Genomic DNA, 20,457 nt, shown 5'->3' with positions numbered 1-20,457 from the left:
CTGACTCAGGGCATTGCAGGCGGTGTAATACCGAAATGGTTCCACGCGCGAACCGTCGCCATGCGTCCTCGCGGCGTACGTTGCAGAAACCCTTGTTGAATCAAATACGGTTCCAGCACGTCCTCAATGGTTTCGCGTTCTTCCCCAATCGCAGCGGCCAGGTTGTCCAGCCCCACTGGTCCACCAAAGAATTTATCGATCACTGCCAGCAACAGTTTGCGGTCCATGTAGTCGAACCCTTCGGCGTCAACATTGAGCATATCCAGCGCCTGGGCAGCAATATCCGCTGAGATTGTTCCGTCATGCTTCACTTCGGCAAAATCTCGCACGCGACGTAGCAAGCGGTTGGCTATACGCGGGGTGCCACGTGCACGACGAGCCACTTCCAGCGCCCCTTCGTCACTCATTTCCAGCCCCATGTAACGTGCGCTACGCCCGACAATGTGCTGAAGGTCCGCAACCTGATAGAACTCCAGTCGCTGCACAATACCAAAACGATCGCGCAATGGGGACGTTAACGACCCGGCACGGGTTGTCGCGCCGATCAACGTAAACGGTGGCAAATCAATCTTAATAGAACGCGCAGCCGGCCCTTCGCCAATCATGATATCCAGCTGATAATCTTCCATCGCCGGATACAGAACCTCTTCCACAACGGGCGATAAGCGATGAATTTCATCGATAAACAGGACATCGTGAGGTTCAAGGTTGGTGAGCATTGCTGCCAAATCGCCTGCTTTTTCCAGTACCGGGCCGGAAGTGGTACGCAGGTTTACCCCCATTTCATTGGCAACGATATTGGCAAGTGTCGTTTTTCCGAGACCGGGAGGCCCAAAGATCAGCAGGTGATCGAGGGCATCGCCGCGCAGTTTCGCTGCCTGGATAAAGATTTCCATTTGCGAGCGAACCTGAGGCTGGCCGATATACTCCTCCAGCAATTTGGGGCGGATCGCGCGATCCACCAGGTCTTCAGGCGTGGTGCTGGCAGCCGAAATCAGGCGATCTGCTTCAATCATCCTTTACCTCACAATGCAGCGCGGAGCGCTTCACGAATCAGGGTTTCACTGCTGGCATCAGGGCGGGCAATTTTGCTCACCATGCGACTGGCTTCCTGTGGTTTATAGCCTAACGCCACGAGCGCAGCAACCGCTTCCTGCTCAGCGTCATCCGTTTCCGGACCAGCAGGTGACGTCAGCACCAGATCGGCTGCCGGCGTGAAGAGATCGCCATGCAGACCCTTAAAGCGGTCCTTCATCTCGACAATCAGGCGTTCAGCGGTTTTCTTACCAATACCCGGTAGTTTGACCAGCGCGCCTAGCTCTTCGCGTTCAACGGCATTAACGAACTGCTGCGCAGACATACCCGAGAGAATAGCCAGTGCCAGCTTGGGTCCAACACCGTTGGTTTTTATTAACTCTTTAAACAGTGTACGTTCCTGTTTGTTATTAAAGCCGTACAGCAACTGTGCGTCTTCACGTACGACAAAATGCGTGAAAACAATGGCTTCTTTTCCTGACTCCGGCAGCTCATAGAAGCAGGTCATCGGCATGTGGACTTCATAGCCTACACCGCCTACTTCTAACAGTACCAGCGGGGGTTGTTTTTCGAGAATGATGCCTCTGAGTCTGCCAATCACGTGACGCTCCTGCGTTAAGGGCTAAAAGGTAATGCGCTATCATAAAAAAAGGCTGGATAGATATCCAGCCTCATTTATCACTAACGTAATCGACCACGCGCTAAATTCAGCCGGGTATCGCTCATTTGCATGGCGTTCTGGCTGACGTGGCAGTGGGTGATGGCAATAGCCAGCGCATCCGCAGCATCTGCCTGGGGGGTTGCCGGGAGTTTAAGTAACGTGCGCACCATGTGCTGTACCTGACTTTTCTCCGCGCTGCCTATCCCTACGACGGTTTGTTTCACCTGCCGCGCAGCATATTCAAACACCGGAAGGTCCTGGTTTACAGCAGCAACAATCGCTACTCCGCGCGCTTGCCCGAGCTTGAGCGCCGAGTCAGCGTTTTTCGCCATAAAGACCTGCTCTATCGCGAAATAATCTGGCTGAAACTGGGTGATGATTTCCGAAACGCCCGCATAAATCAGCTTCAGGCGAGACGGCAGATCGTCAACTTTAGTGCGAATACACCCACTACCGAGATAGGTTAGCTGTCTGCCAACCTGACGGATTACGCCATAACCGGTGATGCGCGATCCCGGGTCAATGCCGAGAATAATAGACATCACGCATCTCCTGTTAGTTTATGGCTTAACCACATCATTCTAACGTAGCGGCAACCTCATCAGAGATCTCACCGTTATGATAAACTTCCTGAACGTCGTCGCAGTCTTCCAGCATATCGATCAGACGCATCAGTTTCGGCGCAGTTTCTGCATCCATATCCGCTTTGGTTGACGGGATCATCGTCACTTCAGCGCTGTCTGCTTTCAGACCTGCAGCTTCCAGTGCATCACGCACTTTACCCATCTCTTCCCACGCGGTGTAAACGTCAATTGCACCGTCGTCGAAGGTTACAACGTCTTCAGCACCCGCTTCCAACGCCGCTTCCATGATGGTGTCTTCGTCACCCTGCTCGAAGGAAATCACGCCTTTTTTGCTGAACAGGTAAGCAACGGAACCGTCGGTGCCAAGGTTGCCACCGGTTTTGGTGAACGCATGGCGCACTTCCGCAACGGTACGGTTACGGTTATCAGACAGGCATTCAATCATGACCGCAGTGCCGCCAGGACCATAACCTTCATAGATGATGGTTTCCATGTTCGCATCATCATCACCGCCGACGCCACGCGCGATTGCACGGTTCAGGGTGTCACGCGTCATGTTGTTAGCCAGTGCTTTATCAACCGCTGCGCGCAGACGCGGGTTCGCATCCGGATCGCCGCCGCCAAGTTTGGCCGCCGTCACCAGCTCACGAATGATCTTGGTGAAGATTTTGCCACGCTTAGCATCCTGCGCTGCTTTACGATGTCTGGTGTTGGCCCATTTACTATGACCTGCCATAAATAATATCTCCAAAAAGCGTGCCTTCTCAGGCGACGTTAATTACAAATTCTTCAATCGCCTGCCGGTTACTCCACGACTTGGTTAACTGTGCAGCCTCTGCTGCATCAACCCAACGATAGGTCAGATGTTCGGTGAACACGATCTCTCGTTCAGAGGGAAGTGCCAGGCAAAACCAGGATTCCGTATTTCGTTCGATTCCCGGTGCGTAGCGATGACGTAAATGACTAAAAATCTCGAACTCCACCGTGCGCTGGCAGTCAATTAAGGTCAGTTGCTCGCAGGCAACATCAATGGTGACCTCTTCCTTTACTTCGCGCATGGCGGCTTGCGACGCGGTTTCACCTTCTTCAAGGCTGCCGGTGACCGACTGCCAGAAATCAGGATCGTCGCGTCGCTGTAACATCAGCACTCTCCCGGTGTCCTTTGCATAAATCACGACTAACACCGAGACAGGCTGTTTGTACTTCATATCAGTTATTCTCTGCCTTCTTCACAACCTGGATGCTCAGTTCCGCCAGCGCAGCTTCGTTGGCAAAACTTGGCGCTTCGGTCATCAGACACGCGGCAGCCGTCGTTTTCGGGAAGGCAATAACGTCACGAATGTTGTCGGTACCGGTCAACAGCATGGTCAGACGATCCAGACCAAATGCCAGACCCGCATGCGGCGGAGTACCGTATTTCAGCGCATCCAGCAGGAAGCCGAACTTCTCGCGCTGTTCTTGCTCATTAATACCCAGAATACCGAATACAGTCTGCTGCATGTCACCGTTGTGGATACGTACAGAACCGCCACCCACTTCATAACCGTTGATAACCATATCGTAAGCGTTGGCAACCGCATCTTCCGGCGCAGCTTTCAGCTCTGCGGCAGTCATATCTTTCGGTGCGGTAAACGGATGGTGCATCGCGGTCAGACCGCCTTCGCCGTCGTCTTCGAACATTGGGAAATCGATGACCCACAGCGGCGCCCATTTGGATTCATCTGTCAGGTTCAGGTCTTTACCCAGTTTCAGACGCAGTGCGCCCAGGGCATCAGCAACCACCTTCTTGTTGTCGGCACCAAAGAAAATCATATCGCCGTCTTGTGCGCCGGTACGTTCCAGAATCGCTTCTACGATTGAAGCATTCAGGAACTTAGCCACCGGACTGTTGATCCCTTCCAGACCTTTCGCACGCTCGGTGACTTTGATGTAAGCCAGACCTTTAGCGCCGTAGATCTTAATGAAGTTACCGTAGTCGTCGATCTGCTTACGACTCAGAGCGGCACCGCCAGGTACGCGCAGGGCAGCTACGCGGCCTTTCGGATCGTTAGCCGGGCCAGAGAACACAGCAAATTCGACAGATTTCAGCAGGTCAGCAACGTCGACCAGTTCCATCGGGTTACGCAGATCCGGCTTATCGGAACCGTAACGACGCTCAGCTTCGGCAAAGGTCATGATCGGGAAATCGCCCAGGTCCACACCTTTTACTTCCAGCCACAAATTACGCACCAGAGCTTCCATCACTTCACGCACCTGTGGTGCAGTCATGAAGGAAGTCTCAACATCGATCTGGGTAAATTCAGGCTGACGGTCAGCACGTAAATCTTCGTCACGGAAGCATTTGACGATCTGGTAGTAACGGTCGAAGCCGGACATCATCAGCAGCTGTTTAAACAACTGAGGAGACTGCGGCAGCGCGTAGAATTTACCTTTATGCACACGTGAAGGCACCAGATAGTCGCGCGCGCCTTCCGGTGTAGCTTTGGTCAACATCGGGGTTTCGATGTCGAGGAAGCCATGGTCATCCATAAAGCGACGCACCAGGCTGGTAATTTTAGCGCGGGTCTTCAGACGCTGCGCCATTTCCGGGCGACGCAGATCCAGATAGCGATACTTCAGACGCGCTTCTTCAGTATTTACATGGTTAGAGTCGAGCGGCAGTGAATCTGAACGGTTAATGATGGTCAGATCGGACGCCAGAACTTCAATTTCGCCGGTCGCCATATCGGCGTTGACGTTTTTCGCATCACGCGCACGTACAGTGCCCGTAACCTGAATGCAGAACTCATTACGCAGTTCGGAGGCCAGCTTTAACGCGTCCGCACGGTCCGGATCGAAAAACACCTGCACGATACCTTCGCGGTCGCGCATATCGATAAAGATCAGGCTACCAAGATCACGACGACGGTTGACCCAACCACACAGAGTCACCTGCTGCCCCTCGTGGGACAGGCGTAGCTGTCCGCAATATTCTGTACGCATGAGATATCCCTTAACTTTGCCGCAGGCGGATTGTCACCTGCTTTGCAGATGACGAAGTCGCAGCTTTAGCTGAATGTCACAACTGAATGAAAAAAGGCGGCTATTATACTGGAAATTCTGCCGCACGATAAGTCCGGTACTGACTGTACGCGTGTTTCCTACGCGGGTATTGCGTAATCTCACAAAAAATAACAAAAATTGTCGCCCCTTTCACACAGAATCGCGATTAAGGTGTAACGGAATTCTTTTTTTACTGGAGTCACCATGCTGGAACTGAACCCTAAAACTACCGCCCTTGTCGCAATTGACCTACAGGAAGGGATTTTGCCCTTTGCCGGTGGTCCTCACACAGCTAACGACGTTGTGGCCCGTGCGGCAAGCCTCGCGGAAAAATTTCGTGCTCACGGTTCGCCAGTAGTGTGGGTTCGCGTCGGCTGGTCTGATAATTATGCCGAAGCGTTGAAACAGCCGGTTGATGCACAGATCCCGGCAAAAGCATTACCCGACAACTGGTGGGATTACCCGCACGCTCTGGGCAAATGTGCCAGCGATCTGGAAGTTACCAAACGCCAGTGGGGAGCATTCTACGGCACTGACCTTGAGCTACAATTGCGCCGTCGCGGCATCGACACCATCGTCCTGTGCGGCATCTCCACCAATATCGGCGTCGAGTCAACGGCTCGGAACGCCTGGGAACTGGGTTTCAGCCTTATCATTGCGGAAGACGCCTGTAGCGCCGCCAGTGCCGATCAACATCAGGGCAGCATGACGCATATTTTCCCGCGTATTGCTCGCGTGCGCAGCGTTAACGAGATCCTGCAAGCGCTATGATCTATATCGGCTTACCGCAGTGGTCGCACCCGAAATGGGTGCGCCTGGGTATCACCAGTCTGGAAGAGTATGCCCGCCACTTTAACTGTGTGACGCGGGTATTTTAAAAATCACTAAAGAACGCCCAAGAGCATGAGTTTTCTTTAGTGTATTCAAGATATTAAAAAATGACATCTCATGAAATTCGGTAAACTTCATGTGTGCATTAATGTCCCATATATGCCCCATAATAGGCATTTTTGTCCCATCCTTGCCCCATAAGTCCACCGCCTGCCGCTTATAAATTCTATACTTTCTGTCTGTTATAAATTGGGAGGTTTCTATGTGTGGACGCTTTTCACAGTCAATGACGAGTGAAGACTACCTCGCCCTTCTCGCTGAAGAAGTCGAACGAGACATTCCATACAATCTCGAACCAACTAGTCAACTATATTCGGCACGAGATATTAAAGTTCAGCTGTTAAATTTATATGGTACACGGTTACACGTATCTTATATAAAATTAAACAATAAAAACAATGCAATACATATTAAACCCCATTAATATCATTTACTAACTTTGTCAATTTATCTATAGATAGTGGCTGTGAGTAATACCATCCTTGGACACCGCACTCAGGGAACATTTCAGTTAAATATTTCACCTGAGTTGATGTCTCGACACCTTCGAAAACGACTTTGTTAGTTATATCTTTAAAAATCTCCACCAATCCTGATACGATATTATTATTTACAGAGGGTTCACCAATAGAATCTGTAATTGACTTATCAATTTTAATTTCATCTATTTGTAAATTTGATAGCCAGTTTAAATTTGAATGACCAGTCCCGAAATCATCAATAGCTATTGATATACCTTTATTATTAAATAAAGAAATAACCTTTTGGAGGGAATTTATTTCCGCGCTCTGCCTTTCTGTTAACTCCATCATTATCATACCTGGTTTTATATTTGATTCATCAATCATCTGAAACACTTTTTCTTGAAATGATTCCGACAGAAGGTCTTGAGAACTAACATTAATGCTTATAAAAATATCAAATTCCTCAGAAAGAGACATGGTTTGCTTTACTACCATTCGAAATACAAAATCACTTATTCCCTGGATTAAACCATGCTTCTCTGCAATAGGGATAAAAATATCAGGAGGAATGCTACCAATATCATGATCATCCCATCTAATTAGTGCTTCCACACCAATAATTTTTCCGGTTTTTATTTTATAAATAGGTTGATACACAAGATATAATGATTCGCTTCTTATCGCATTTTTTAATCTTGAAACTAATGATTGCTTACGTGCAACTCTTTGATTATAAAAACCACCCAGAAGAACACCAGTTACAATAGATGTAAAGGAAATCAACAACATCGTTAACCAACTATCGAAACTCATCCACGGAAATTTAACTCCCCCCATGACACAGACATTATTATTTTTATTACAGCTTTGCGTGGTAATAAGTCCTAGTTGGTAGGATTTATCATGCTGAGCCTCTTCAAGAAGATCGACCTGCTCACCAAGTTTGAACAAATGAAGTGAATGATCTCTGTCACCTACAATTGCAGAAAACCCCTTCTCTTCATGGTCTGTAACAAATCTATTAAATGCAAATGGTGAAATCGTTATGGCTAATTTTTGATTGCTTAGCAAATCAGCTTTTACATTATTTTCCAGTAACACACCAAAAAACCAAGTTACATTGTCCTTTTCAACTTTTCTATCATAGATATTGAGAAGCAATGGTGCTGGCAACACTCCCCATAAAGCACTACATATGACTGCACCATTTGAAATAAATGATATATCTTTTATAAGAGCATAGGGCCATAAGGCCACTCTTAGAGCATGAAGTTGTAGTTCACTACAAGGACTATAAGCATTAAATATTTCATAACTATCATTTATTTTATCAATCTGTTGAATGAGACTAACGCTTCTATTCAAAACTCGTTCTGTATATGATGCAATCCTCTCCTTGTATATATAATACATTGAAATCTCAGACAATGAGAAAAAAATAAAAAATGAAAACGTGATTGATATCACATAAGGCTTAATTCGTTTTAAATTGTGGTTATTCTTCACACCGACCTCTTTATATGCCTGACCCTATGTAACAACATACATTCTACTATCTGTCGTGAATCAAATACATACAGTTAAAACAGATTATCGGCTAAAACAAATATATCTTTATGTTTTTTATTAGAAAAGAACGTTATAAAATAACACAAAACCACATCCAAGTTAGATTTGTGTTTGCATTTTAGCCAAATAAGTGGCACTTCATCTTGTATTCATAGGTCTAATGTAAAGGATGTAATTCTAAGGGAAATAAGTGTGAAACCGCGCCTTTTCCCGATACTGGTACTTAGGTAAAACCGATGATGACACTGCCGGCGATCAACACTGACACCAGCAAGCACGAGAAGGAACAGATTAGCCGTACTGTTCAGGAAATGTTTGAAGAGGCTGATATGCGGCTGGTTTCAGATTAAACGCCCTGAACCGTCATATTGCTTAAGTACAATCCGCTGCGACTGGCAATCATTCAATACTCGCACTATCGAACGTTCGCCAGTTCGCCGCCGCCCGCTCTTGCATACGACGTGACTGCGGCAATTCATATCACAAGAAAGGCATCACACACTGCTGTTCTGAAGTTCAGTAATTTGTTTCTGTAATGCCTGAATTGATAACGTCAGTTTGGCAATCATTGCTGTCTCATCCAGAGAATATGCGTCGGTAGTATCATTCTCATCATATCCATCTTCCAGACCTTTTCCCTTCACACACTCCGGGGACGTCACCACCAGGTCATTTGCGATAAATCCAAGCTTCGTTTCGCTCTCAGGAATAATACCTCGCTTCTTAAACCTGAACGTCGCGGGCTTCCACTCCATAACTTCATTCAGTGCTGTGGTAGCTGCGGACAACTCACCCATCACGTTTTTATCCGAGAGATATTTTATTTCTTTTTTAAGATGTATGTCGGATGTGGTTGTTAGCTGGAGTGCCCCCATTCGCGAATTATCAACCCATAAATCTACAGGCCCGCCAACGAAATTAAGGAAGGTTGAGTACATTTGCGGACCACCATAAATACCGGGCTGGCATAAAATGCCTCCGTTGGCGTAAAACACGGTACGCCTGTTCCCAACGGAATCAAGGTTCAGGATCACACGGTTAGTACCATCGGTAAAATCAGCACGTGACCCACGGAGTCTGGCCGCTTCCTGTCCGGGGATTACATCAAACCCCAGAGAGTGAGAGAAAACGCCATCCGTTCCCCATGCCAGATTCACACCACTATTAATTTGACCGCCGGTTTTACCATTTATGGTGTTCAGACGCGAATCATCACCACCTGCAACCGTTCCCACTGTCGTGCCAACGTTCCTAGTGGCGCTATCTCCTAAATCGAGGTTTGAGCGAGCGCCAGATGCAGTGGTAGAACCGGTGCCGCCCTGATCAACAGGTACAGCCCCGTCCGACTTTGTAGCCATATTGTCAGACAGATATTTCCATGATGGTCCTGTATATGAACTTCCATCCGGCAGTTTTACTGTGATATTTCCCGTACCACTGAATACCTGCTGCCAGTTTTGCTTGTCGTAGTTCAGGCCACGAAGTGCTTCAGCACTTTGGGTTACCAGCGCCGCGGTAACCATATTCAGCGCCACGCGGGGAACGGCAGACCAGGCCGCGCCGGATTGTGTTGGTCCAGTGAAATTGCTAACCAAAGTCAGCCCTGTACCACTTTCCACGGACTTAACCGGGAGCGTATAGGGAATACCACCGACAGTAACAACAATAAAATCTCCTGCCGCCACCTCAGTAGTAAACGCGGTCCCGCTGCCTGCGACCGCAGCAGAGTTATTCGTTAGGGTTAAGGTTCCTGCTGACATAGTTTTTCCTCAGTACATATTCGGAAGAATAAGAATGGGCATGGCGATATTTCTGTTTCGGGTCATATCCCATGCGCCAGAATTGCGGTCCGCAAATACTTTGTTGTAGGCTGACCTGACGCTACCGCCTGACATGACCACGCCTTTAGTTCTGATATTTCCCCATCCGCTGAGCATACGTACCTGAACGCCGGTATAGACTATCTGGCAAAACCCGCCGCCAATATCCTGAAAGGCATCGGTAATCTGGATTTGTCGGTCATATACAAAGGGGCGTTTCAGCGTGGAGAACGTGACCTGGCCTGCTGCGTTGGTCATCGTGATACCGTCGCCGCCGACTGGTGCTGTCTGATTGAATATCACCAGGTCAATCGTCGCCGTTCCGGCCACGTCGTCCCGCCCTGTGTAGGAAATATCGCGAACGATGATGTTGCCGCCATCAAACCCCACCGACACATTTGGGTTATCCCATTTACCAAAAGGAATACCGCCCACCGGAAGCGGAGCGCTGCCGTTAACCGTAATGCGCCCGGAATAAGCGCAGGTCATCAGCGCGGCCTGGTTGGATATGGCGGTGAAGTCAGTCGAGTTCGAAACCAGTAATCCTTCGTTATAAGTGGCTGCTGGCAGCAGCTCCATGACATAACCAGACCAGTCCGGTGTGAGGGCCTTACCCCCGATGGTTTCTGCACCAATGATGACCCCGGAGTCCCCGTTTCGGGTGACCCCCGTCATAATGGCCACATCAAATTCAGCAAAGGAATAGATGTAAATGGGATTGGTGGGCACCACGATGACCTGTGAACCGGGAACAAGTGGCGTATTGACCGGGTACTGCATTGACTGGGATGACCAGCCCGAGAAGGTTGTGCAAAAACTGGGGGCTCGCAGCCCTGCAGTAATTGCCATTACCGGACGTCCATCGTTATAGTCGATTAATATCCCTTCCGGCATTATGACCACCTCCCGACGACAACCCTGCCACCGCCAGAGAGATTTACAGTGATCCCATTGCCGTCAATGCGAGTAACGTTATTCACTCCGTTAAATGCAAATTCACCACTGTCAGCATAGAGTTTCCCATGGAATTCTGGGCTACCAGATTTCGGTAAATTCCATCCACGTCCACCACCACCGGGGACGAAGTTCGCAGACTGAAGTGAGTCGGTAATTTTCGCAAAATCGATGGATGCTTCCTGAATTAATGCGCTGCGAATAAATACCTGCCCGTTATAGACGAAAAATGCAGCCTGCCAGTTACCTGGATTGTTACCGGAATAAATACCGAACTGATCGGCGGCAAATACAACCGTGGATTTATAGCTGTTTCCATCAGGTTCGATGGACATACCGAAACCCGTGTTGTATTTAACACCATTTCTTACGATACCCATGTTCAGCGTGTAGGAGGCTTTGGCTGTTCCGTCGCTGTTCACCACCGCAGTCATTTTCTGGTTTACCGCAGAGGTCAGACTGCCATCAGGTCCTATTTGAGCCTGGACATAAGTGGATAAGTCAGCGAGCCCCTGCTCAGCAGTAGCCACCGTGGTTTTTACGACCAGAATATCAGCGCGTACCTCACCATATTGTTGATACTGATGCTCAACGGTTCCATGGTTCGCCAGCGCATTTTCCATAATGCCTTCCAGGTTAGTATCAACCCCATCCTTAATATTCTGAAAGGCATCAGAGTTCTGAATCTGGTCATCAATGATGTCAATCAGCCCGCCTGTGTCCATAGAGCACAACGCCGGAACTTCGATAAACCCGGATGCACCAAAGGCGTTAACCGTTCTGATGTACCAGTAGTAGGTATGTCCAACCTGTAGCTGATTGCTGGTCCAGGTCGTTCCCATCCCCTCGCGGCTGGCATTCCCTTCCACGGTTGCTGTTGAGGTATTTGGCAGTTTCGTTTCACCTGACGTCCAGAAATCGAACTGTGTGGAAACATTAGTAATTGCCGCCAGACGCGGGATCAGCGTGACGGAAAAGAAGCCCTGCTCAATATCAACATGGGAAGGTGCTGGCGGGGCTTCAATGCTGAATTCCAGATACCCTTCTGGCGACTCTGCCCCCATCTGGTTTACAGCAATAACGTGGGCTGTGTAGGTATTTTTCGGTAACCCGGTAAGACGCGTGAACGTCCCCGGAACCTGGACGGACATGACCATCTGACCATTACGGCGAATGATCACTTTGTTATAGACAACCTGCCCGATGTTCTGCCAGGACAAAATTCCCTGTACAACCTGACCGATTTCCTCCACGGTGTATTTCAGGTTCTGCGGCTGCGCCACTCCGCCGGATGGCAACTGAGTGAACGGCGGTCGCTCAATCGGTTTGCCAACGGCGTCGCCCCAGACATCTGCGGTTTCCTGCTTCAGTGTCAGTTGCACGCCATTCTGAACACCGAACTTCCAGTCAGTTACCCGCATCTCAACATTCACGATACCGATAGACGGGAAATTCACCTTCACATACATTCCCGGGCGGTAACGGTACCCGCTCAGGTTTAACGTAACGTTCATGGTTCTGGCGATGCGGGTGCGCTTTAACTTCACGTCTGCAAGACGCTGGGCCTGAAATTCAGATGTCACAAATCTCAGTTTCATATCCTGCGATATTTCCACGCCGTCTTCCGTCACCCATTCACTGACAGACACTGAGGGGAAATCCGCTTCGGTATAACCCTGCTGCGGATCGACAAATGTCCCCTTGATGGTGTTAACACGTTCCGCCTGAGAGACTTCCGGCATGATTTCGATATCACCTGCCAGCTGGCTTTCAGTGATCACCTCTGTCGCAGGACCATAATAGGCCCCGACCAGAAGACCATGTTTACCAGCGGTATACGTTACATCACCGGCGCATGCCGCCAGCATTCCTTCCAGAATACTGACTTTGTTTTCACTGAGATCGAACTCACCGTTAATCGTATAACGCTTCTCAACGGTATTACCGCCAGTAATCACATCCTCATCACAGATGTTCGCCGCTTCCTGAAACTGGTCCCAGAGAATATCGGTGTCGGGCACTTTCAGGTAATTGCGGTAATAGTCCAGGATAACCAGCGCCGCGTTATTGCTGTAACCCGTCAACCCGGTACGCGGGTCATAAACGGCACGCCCGTACTTTTCGATCTTGATATTCGGGATGCCTGACGGGAATTTTTCTGCGCTGAATTTGAGAGACACACGCAGCCAGGTGATCCCCTTTCCGATCATGTCTTCTTTCCATGACGGACAGTTTGCCAGCATGTACGGATCTACGGTCTGGCGATTGGTATGCAGTTCAAAAGACGCATGTTCCGGAAAACTGCTGATCGGTTCGTCACCCAGCCAGACGGTTCCAATACTTGATAATGAGTGACCTGCCAGAGCAACAGCCAGGTGTAGCATTTCACCGTCATCCTGTTGCCCCGACTCTTCTTCTGAAAAGAACAATGTTCCCGCTGTCGTGGTGTGACCATAAACAACCGTTTTGGCGCTGGCTGCGGCACGAAGGACCTGTTTACGTTCCGATGTGTCACGGTATGAATCCAGTGATGGTTTTTTGGTCAGTGCCTGAGTTGCCACCTGAGCGGCCACGGTGATAGCCATTGCAATCCCGTAATACTGATATGAGGCGGCAGCACCTGCAGCGACGGTCGCAATGATAGGAATAGCAGCAGGCATTAACGCACCCTCCAGACACTCAGCGGCTTAACCCGCAGACTGACAAGACCATTTTCGCCAGGCACCCATACAACGCCGGAATACACCACCCCGGCACACCGCGATCCCGCATTTTCAACAACGGCAACATCACCACGCTGCGCCAGCTTCACCGGTACTTCATCGAGATACCGGGCCAGCACCTTTTCAAGCGAGCCGCCACCGCACAATATCGCCTTTTTTGCCCCATGTTCGCTGTCGTAGGTTCCGCGCCAGGCCGCCGCAAAATCCTCGCCGCACATGGCCTGAGCACAGTCAGCCGCGAACAGGCAGCAGTCATGACTACCCCATAAAAAAGGCCGCTTTTCAGCGGCCCTTATCACGGTGATTAATCTGTTATGCCAGTCCGGATGCTTCATGCTTCCTCACTTATAGGTAAATCCTGGTGCATCTTTTTTATTGCCCCAGTAAATTGAACGTTCAGCCATCTGCGCCACATAACGGAATATGTGATCGCCGGGATAAGCGGCCTGTTGCGATTCATCGGTATAGCGATCGGGAAAAGGACGTTGCCAGTCTTCAAAAATATTACTGAGGGTGTATTGCAGGGCGTTCGTCTCTCCGGCTGTCGCCCCCGTACTGGACACCTTCCCCTTGAACAGGAGATCAGCAACCTGGACAACGCCGTTATCATCCATGGCCACCAGATAGATTTCAGCATTTCTACCCACACATCGCTCATTCAGCGTGGTGGCAAAGAGGGCCATATCCAGACCTGAGAGGGTCATTTTGACCTGAGTCGGGCTGGTCGTGCTGGTTTCACTGGCATCATCAACAGAACCCATGCGCCCCATGCCGTAATAGACATGACCACCAAGAACCAGTGTACCGGTACCGGAATGCACATAGACGGTGCCGGATTCAAACTGAATATTGGCGGCGATCGCGACCGTCACCCTGTCGCGGGATAACCAGTCCACCATCGAATCAGAAAAGGGGGAAAACAGCATTAAAATGCCTCCTCAAGTTCCAGGGTATAGCTGGTAAAAACACCCGGCACACGGTTACCGGCGCCCTGCTGGTTATCCTTCAGTTTGAAAATACCGTAGGGTTTCGCAACTTCAATGGCAGCATTAGCAGGTGGCGAGCTGCGCATCATCGGGGCAAATACAATTATTGCGGTACCGTTCGCCGCGCTCGTCACGTCGGCTGTAACCATCTTCAGTTCATCGTTAACAGTGAAATAATCGCCCTGTCTGAGCACAACTGTTCCCGGCGTCCAGCCCTTACTCTGAAGCTGGACTCCTGTCTGATTAGCACCATCAACAACGGGCGCACCAGCAGGCGCTCTGCCACTTCTCCCCCAGTCACGGACTTTTACCCTTCCATATTCGCCATCAAGGGAAGCCACCAGGGCATCAATACGCCTGGATTTTTCGTCAGTAAGGTTATTAAAAGTCAGGGAACATACCCAGCGAGTACCTGGGAAGCGTGCGGTTTGTGATGATCCATTGAAGGGGGAACGAAAGGTTTTGGTGTTACTCTCTGGTCGCCAGGTCAGCGATGCAGGACAGACATCTTCGGGCCATTCAAGTGCAGCCATACTTCACTCCCGTCTTATACACCAAGTAGTCGCCTACCCTGTCCACGATTAGAAAAATCTTCGAGCATTGCCTGACGAGCCTGTTTTGCGCCATCATTAGCTCCTTTTCTTGCCGCCTCTTCCATGGCTTGTTGAAGCGCAGCATCTCCATTACCTGAAATATTGAAATGCTGGGTGATGTGAATTTCTCCATTACCAGTCGCTGCTGGCTGACTGCCAACCATGCGAACCCCCAACGAACCATCAGCTGATCGTGTCAGTGGCATAATGGCTTCCGGCCCCGCCTCCCCCATAAGCCCAGCACCTTTTGCAAAAGCAAAATATGTCGGTGTGTTAACAATGCTGTTGCTGTAAGCGCTCAGACTTTCAGAGGCATATGCACCACCTTTTGCATTCAGCTTTATGCCAGATGCGGCAGAGTTATAAGCGCCAGAAGGAGTGCTGCCAGATGCAGCGCCAGCCCCCGCCCCAAACATGCCGCCGATCGAACTGAAAAAACCGCTGTTACTGGCTGAGCGCAAAGAATCCACCAGCATCGCATTGAGGATAATTTTCTGCATAGACTGAAGCACCGAACTAGCCCAGTCTTCCCAGTCAACCTTATTACCGGCCAGTGCATCAGAAATATTACCCACCAGCCCGGACATTGCGTTATTCACCAGGTCAGCGGACTGAGATGCGTAATCAGAAGCAGTGTCAGCCCAGTTCGCAAAACCTTCACGCATACCCGTTGTCCAGTCACTGCGCTGGGCATCAGAGGCTGAGTAGTAAGATTCCTGATCTCGTAACCTTTCATCGAGATAACGTTTATTCAGTGCAAGTTCCTGACGGTATAGATCTTCAGAAATATCACCTGACTGGTACTGCCGCTGCAGATCAACGTTCTTTTGCTGAAACTCTTCCCGGATACGCAGCATTTCCTGCATCCGTTCACGCATTCGGCTTCCCTGTCCATATCCGGTAAGTTCTGCTTGGTTAGATGCTCGCGCGCTGGCGTTTGAGTCAGCGAGGTTGGCTTCATACGCCGCTAATTGTTCGCGGATTTTCTGCTGATCAATCAACGCGGCATTCTGCAACAGGGTTTGTTTTTGCGCTTCCGTGAGGGAAGTAAGTTCACCCAGACTAACCTGATATTTCAGTTTTGCCAGTTCGGTATTCTGACCAGCCAGAGCGATTTGCTCTTTCTGCTGCTTAATGAGTTTGTCGTAAGTATCCGCTGTTTTTTCGGCTTCTGTTTTTCCACCTTTTGCTTTCGGCTTGTTAGCCTGATTATTCCGCCACTCTTCTAAGCCATTGTTAATTAACTCCTGACGGCTGGTCTGATAACGAGGGTCATTAGAAGCGAAGCCAAGATCATCAGCAGAATAACTTAATCGTAAGCGTTCTCTCTCCTCACCTTTACGGCGAGATAATTCAAGTTCACGCCTACTTTTTTCAATCGCATCCACCTGTTTAGTATTAAGGTCAGCCTGAGGTGATCTTAACGGAGAGTTAACCAGTCCCTGACGAGACATAAGCAGTGCATTTCCCAACCCTAGCAGACGGTTAAACTCTGTATGCTGGCCGTTCATAATTAATAATGACTGATAGGCTGAATTCTGTTCTGCTGCCTGCTGACGTATAAGCGCAATACGACGATGCTCTACCCCCTCAAGAACCTCCTGAATAGACTGCGATTTGGCCTGCATCTGTGCCAGGCGTTCTTGCTCAATAGCTAAAGCATTAGTGGCATCAGAAAGACCTCGAGTAGCATCATCTATGCTCTTAAGATGGTTAACCATGTAACCTGCAACTGTAGGACCAGGGTTAGCCAACATGTGCTGGTAACCGGAAATTTCTTCCCGTAACTGCCTAACCTTTTTTGCCTGCTCATCAATAAGTCGGTTTTGCTCGTCTAATGCCTGCCTGGTCTTGGCTTCATTATCTGAAGCCTCAGGTAATGACATGGTTTTTGTTTTAGAGCGTATCTGATCAATAGTATTTGCATAGTCTTGTGCGGATCGGCGAGCTTGCTCCTGATTCTGATACATGGTGTACCATGCACCAGCTCCCAGCATAACCAAACCAGGAATCCCGCCAACCAACCCAAGAGCGCCCCCCATCAACCGAGAGCCTAATGATGTCACATTATTTAGGGCTTCCTGCGCTGCGGTCCTTGCCGAAATATTTCTGGTTAATGATGCTTGAGCATCAGATAACCTTTTCTCCGCTGCTGCCTGAGCATCAGTTCCCCTGGTAGCAATTAAAGCTTGTTGTGCCCGATACACAGCTGCACGAGCGCGAGCCGTGGATATTTGAGTACCTCTAACTTGCGCTTCAGCAAGCGCAATCTCACTCTTTGCTGCATTTAATAACCCTGATGTTGCTGAAAACGCTCCTGATGCCATGTCTCCAAACCATCGCGCTGCGCCAACAGCAACAAGAACACCTGCGGCAGTTGCAACTTCATCAATATTATCTGCAATCCCATTTAATGCGCCTGTCAATGTCCGGCTAACACCACTTGCTTCATTTGCGCCGCCAACCCATGCCATAAAAGCGTTTTCAATTTTTGTTGTTGCCGCAGATACAGTCTGCGGCATTGCGTTGTATTCTTCACGAAGTGATCCGAGCTGGCTGATTAATGCCGGAACAACCTTGTCAGCAGTAAGTTGACCTGCATCAGCCATTGCTTTTAAGTCTTTTCTAGCGACCCCCATCCCAGAGGCAAGAGCCCTGATAACACGATCGCCATTCTCATTAACTGAGTTAAATTCCTCACCACGTAAAACCCCCTGAGATAGTGCCTGGCTGAATTGGGTAATAACAGAACTCGCCTCTGCTGTGCTTGCGCCAGAAAGCTTCAATCCGGTAGAAATAGCCTCAGTAACATTTAATACTTCTTCGGAGCTATAGCCGAATTCACGCATTGATGCAGCTGAGCGAGCAAACAGGTTTGCGTTATCTGAAAATGTGGTTCCTGTTCGCTGGCTAATATCCATCAGAGAGCGTTGTGACTGGTTGAAGTCATCAGTTGATTGAGAGGCCTGTTTCAATCGTGCATTAACCGAACTCCATTCATCCGCAAGGGATATCAGGTGCCCGGTGGCGTATGCACCAGCGAAAGCACCAGCAAGCCCCATCGCAGAGGATTTTGCAGAATTAAGTTGGTTTGTTACTTCTGCCAGAGCTCTCTGCGTCTCTCTTGATGCAGAGGCCGCCTGACGACCACCATTCTGCATGGTTTTGTAATAATCCTGCCCCATACGTGAAGCGCGAGAAATTTCTGTCTGGAAAGATTGTGAATTTGCGGATACTTTAATAATCAGTTCTCGCAAGGTAGCCATTATTCATTCTCCAGAAACAAAAAAACCGCCGAAGCGGTTTGTATTATTATTTTTCCCAGACTTTTCGTCGGGCTTCCTCAAGATATTCTTCATCGGTTTTTGTGGGATGATCACTTGATAACAAATCACTACCACAATGCTTGCATTTGATGGCTTCTTTTTTTATTAATTCAGCACAGAACGGGCATTTTTTCATACCATCAAATTCCAGCTTCTCTTTTTCTTCAAACTGTACATCTTTTTTAATAACTAAAGAGTGAACTAAGGCAACAATGAATAACAGAGCCCCATAAATCCACCACCCCAAAAAAGAGCGCCCCTTGCTACTTGCAATCAATGCAGGTATTAGACCAATAACAATTGAAATAAGTAAGATTTCCATGACCTTCCCCTAAACATCATCAATGAGGTAAATCCTATTATCTTACTGAATAAATGTCACTGAGTTGCTGCTGTTAATGCAGCCTCAAGCCCTGCAAACGGGTCCTTCGGTGCTGATTGTTCATCACCGCCCCAGCGCAGGATCGCATCGTCCAGCGGTACTTTCGCCCCCTGTGAGCCGTAGATAGCAGAGACGATCTGAGCTGCCTGAATATCACCACGAATATCGCCGATGGGGCTTTGTCTGTCGAATTCAATCCACATCAGAAGCTCACTTGCCGTCATGGTCTGCCGAAGCTCTGAGAGCGTGCGCCCCATGCGGAGCGCAAGCGCCATCAGAAACTTTACGCCGGGGGTTGCGACTTTTCCCGCGCTTCGTCCGCGCTGTTGATGAGGTCAAGCGCCTGTTTGAGAAGGCGTGAGTGAACGGGCCCGTAAATTTCACGAACCTGGTCTTCTTCATCGACGCTGAATACCGGTTGCTTGTTGGTATCGCAAAGGACATCAATGAACAGCACCACGTCAGCACAAAGATTACGGTGTGCTTTTTCTGATACAGACACCTCGCCTTCTTCATCTGCGCCAGATTTTGCAATTTCCTGCCAGCGTAGCCAACCTTCGCCAGAAGGTTCCCGTAGAACAACCTTCACACCATCCCATTCAGGGACCGTAATGATTTTATGACGAAAGCCTGACATTTTAGCCAGCGCCAGTTCTTTAAGACTCTTTGCCATTTTTTATCCCTGATTAAAGAAGATGAATTATGCTACCGTTACGACGCAGGTTGCTGAGGTGACTTTTCCAGCAGGTGTGGAGGCATCGGTAACTTCACAAACGTAATCACCGGCATCACCTGCAGCAGCGTTTGCCTTGTTGAACGTTGCTGTCGTCTGTCCACTAACCGCGCTGCCGCCTTTCTTCCAGACGTAGGAATAAGGTGCCGTTCCCCCGGCAGCTACGACCGTCAGTGACAAAGCCGCACCAGAGGTAACAGATTTGGTGTCAGGCAGGTCGGTGGTCAGGCGCAGCGCGTTATCAATTTTCGTCGGCTTACCTTTCAGGCGTAACGAGAACGTTGCAGCCACCACGCTGTTTGTCCCTGAAGACCAGGTGTGCTGACGAACTTCAGACAGGAACTGGAAGCCAATACCAGACGGGAAGACAATCCGAAAACCATACGTGGTGTCGTTATCGTAAGCATCACGCAGCGCATCCTGTGCCGGGTTAACATAAAAGTTACCGGACATAGAGATTTCTGACTGAGCGCCCAGGCCGTTGATGTTTTCCTGCTCGGTTGAGCACAGAGTTGTGACATCAATGTCCTGCTTCTGACCACCAGTAAACTGGACTTCTTTGATAGTACAGTGCAAATCCAGCCAGGTTGCGGCGCCAATCGTATCCAATGTCGCTGGCGCAGAGGTGATCTGAATTTTAGTACCCTGCGATTTTTCATACAGTGAGGACATATTTGTCTCCTGAAAATAGAAA

General features: G+C 49.2%; 19 protein-coding genes and 2 pseudogenes. 3 read left to right on the top strand and 18 right to left on the bottom strand.

Features of this window, described 5'->3' with window-relative positions:
- Window positions 1–5 precede the first annotated feature (5 nt).
- From ruvB to aspS, 6 genes are all read right to left on the bottom strand, one after another.
- On the bottom strand, window positions 6–1,016 hold the full coding sequence (ruvB, locus tag SK36_RS08355; protein ID WP_045444118.1) for a Holliday junction branch migration DNA helicase RuvB: 1,011 nt from the start codon (window positions 1,014–1,016) through the stop codon (window positions 6–8).
- Between the two features lie 8 nt (window positions 1,017–1,024).
- Window positions 1,025–1,636, bottom strand: a complete 612-nt coding sequence (gene ruvA, locus SK36_RS08350; RefSeq protein WP_045444121.1) for a Holliday junction branch migration protein RuvA — start codon at window positions 1,634–1,636, stop codon at window positions 1,025–1,027.
- Between the two features lie 80 nt (window positions 1,637–1,716).
- Window positions 1,717–2,238, bottom strand: a complete 522-nt coding sequence (gene ruvC / locus SK36_RS08345; protein ID WP_048221297.1) for a crossover junction endodeoxyribonuclease RuvC — start codon at window positions 2,236–2,238, stop codon at window positions 1,717–1,719.
- Window positions 2,239–2,272: 34 nt separating this feature from the next.
- Window positions 2,273–3,016, bottom strand: a complete 744-nt coding sequence (locus SK36_RS08340; protein ID WP_045444127.1) for a YebC/PmpR family DNA-binding transcriptional regulator — start codon at window positions 3,014–3,016, stop codon at window positions 2,273–2,275.
- 28 nt (window positions 3,017–3,044) lie between these two features.
- Window positions 3,045–3,488 (bottom strand): dihydroneopterin triphosphate diphosphatase, encoded by a 444-nt coding sequence (gene nudB / locus SK36_RS08335; protein WP_045444130.1) that lies wholly within the window; start codon window positions 3,486–3,488, stop codon window positions 3,045–3,047.
- Between the two features lies 1 nt (window position 3,489).
- Window positions 3,490–5,262, bottom strand: a complete 1,773-nt coding sequence (gene aspS, locus SK36_RS08330) for an aspartate--tRNA ligase (protein ID WP_045444133.1) — start codon at window positions 5,260–5,262, stop codon at window positions 3,490–3,492.
- A 264-nt stretch (window positions 5,263–5,526) separates the two neighbouring features.
- Between aspS and SK36_RS08325 the strand changes: the two genes are divergently transcribed.
- Both SK36_RS08325 and SK36_RS25000 read left to right on the top strand, forming a co-directional pair.
- Window positions 5,527–6,093: a hydrolase gene (locus tag SK36_RS08325; protein ID WP_048221296.1), complete on the top strand. Its 567-nt coding sequence runs from the start codon at window positions 5,527–5,529 to the stop codon at window positions 6,091–6,093.
- A pseudogene (locus SK36_RS25000) lies at window positions 6,090–6,185 on the top strand (hypothetical protein); the annotation flags it as partial. The gene SK36_RS08325 and the pseudogene SK36_RS25000, both read left to right, overlap by 4 nt.
- 438 nt (window positions 6,186–6,623) lie before the next feature.
- Here SK36_RS25000 and SK36_RS08320 read toward each other — a convergent pair.
- Window positions 6,624–8,144 (bottom strand): EAL domain-containing protein, encoded by a 1,521-nt coding sequence (locus SK36_RS08320; RefSeq protein ID WP_269429442.1) that lies wholly within the window; start codon window positions 8,142–8,144, stop codon window positions 6,624–6,626.
- A 329-nt stretch (window positions 8,145–8,473) separates the two neighbouring features.
- On the opposite strand from SK36_RS08320, the pseudogene SK36_RS23505 reads away from it, so the two are divergent.
- Window positions 8,474–8,596: pseudogene (locus SK36_RS23505) on the top strand (DinI-like family protein); the annotation flags it as partial.
- A gap of 144 nt (window positions 8,597–8,740) precedes the next feature.
- Here the strand turns inward: SK36_RS23505 and SK36_RS24320 are convergent.
- The 11 genes from SK36_RS24320 to SK36_RS08260 are packed head-to-tail and all read right to left on the bottom strand — an operon-like array spanning window position 8,741 to window position 20,435.
- On the bottom strand, window positions 8,741–10,006 hold the full coding sequence (locus SK36_RS24320) for a tail fiber domain-containing protein (RefSeq protein WP_048221294.1): 1,266 nt from the start codon (window positions 10,004–10,006) through the stop codon (window positions 8,741–8,743).
- A 9-nt stretch (window positions 10,007–10,015) separates the two neighbouring features.
- Complete coding sequence (locus tag SK36_RS08305) at window positions 10,016–10,960, bottom strand: DUF6453 family protein (protein WP_048221293.1); 945 nt, start codon at window positions 10,958–10,960, stop codon at window positions 10,016–10,018.
- Window positions 10,960–13,680, bottom strand: a complete 2,721-nt coding sequence (locus SK36_RS08300; protein WP_048221292.1) for a phage tail tip protein J-related protein — start codon at window positions 13,678–13,680, stop codon at window positions 10,960–10,962. Before SK36_RS08300 ends, SK36_RS08305 begins: the two co-directional genes overlap by 1 nt.
- On the bottom strand, window positions 13,680–14,078 hold the full coding sequence (locus tag SK36_RS08295) for a DUF6950 family protein (protein WP_048221291.1): 399 nt from the start codon (window positions 14,076–14,078) through the stop codon (window positions 13,680–13,682). The genes SK36_RS08300 and SK36_RS08295 overlap by 1 nt, the downstream gene beginning before the upstream one ends.
- A 6-nt stretch (window positions 14,079–14,084) precedes the next feature.
- A complete protein-coding gene (locus SK36_RS08290; RefSeq protein ID WP_048221290.1) occupies window positions 14,085–14,669 on the bottom strand; it encodes a hypothetical protein in 585 nt (194 codons plus the stop codon).
- On the bottom strand, window positions 14,669–15,262 hold the full coding sequence (locus SK36_RS08285) for a hypothetical protein (protein ID WP_048221289.1): 594 nt from the start codon (window positions 15,260–15,262) through the stop codon (window positions 14,669–14,671). The genes SK36_RS08290 and SK36_RS08285 overlap by 1 nt, the downstream gene beginning before the upstream one ends.
- 14 nt (window positions 15,263–15,276) lie before the next feature.
- Window positions 15,277–18,588 (bottom strand): phage tail tape measure protein, encoded by a 3,312-nt coding sequence (locus SK36_RS08280; protein WP_048221288.1) that lies wholly within the window; start codon window positions 18,586–18,588, stop codon window positions 15,277–15,279.
- 46 nt (window positions 18,589–18,634) lie between these two features.
- Complete coding sequence (locus SK36_RS08275) at window positions 18,635–18,970, bottom strand: zinc ribbon domain-containing protein (RefSeq protein ID WP_016150476.1); 336 nt, start codon at window positions 18,968–18,970, stop codon at window positions 18,635–18,637.
- Between the two features lie 56 nt (window positions 18,971–19,026).
- Window positions 19,027–19,305, bottom strand: coding sequence for a phage tail assembly protein T (locus SK36_RS08270; RefSeq protein WP_016150477.1), 279 nt, complete (start codon window positions 19,303–19,305; stop codon window positions 19,027–19,029).
- Window positions 19,306–19,313: 8 nt separating this feature from the next.
- Window positions 19,314–19,703: a phage tail assembly chaperone gene (locus SK36_RS08265; RefSeq protein WP_048221287.1), complete on the bottom strand. Its 390-nt coding sequence runs from the start codon at window positions 19,701–19,703 to the stop codon at window positions 19,314–19,316.
- A gap of 27 nt (window positions 19,704–19,730) precedes the next feature.
- Complete coding sequence (locus tag SK36_RS08260; protein ID WP_038642094.1) at window positions 19,731–20,435, bottom strand: immunoglobulin domain-containing protein; 705 nt, start codon at window positions 20,433–20,435, stop codon at window positions 19,731–19,733.
- Between the last annotated feature and the right edge of the window lie 22 nt (window positions 20,436–20,457).

The sequence above is a fragment of the Citrobacter sp. MGH106 genome (genome assembly GCF_001037495.1).
GTDB classification, from domain to species: Bacteria; Pseudomonadota; Gammaproteobacteria; order Enterobacterales; family Enterobacteriaceae; genus Citrobacter; species Citrobacter murliniae.
This window is presented reverse-complemented; position numbering and strand designations above follow the sequence as displayed.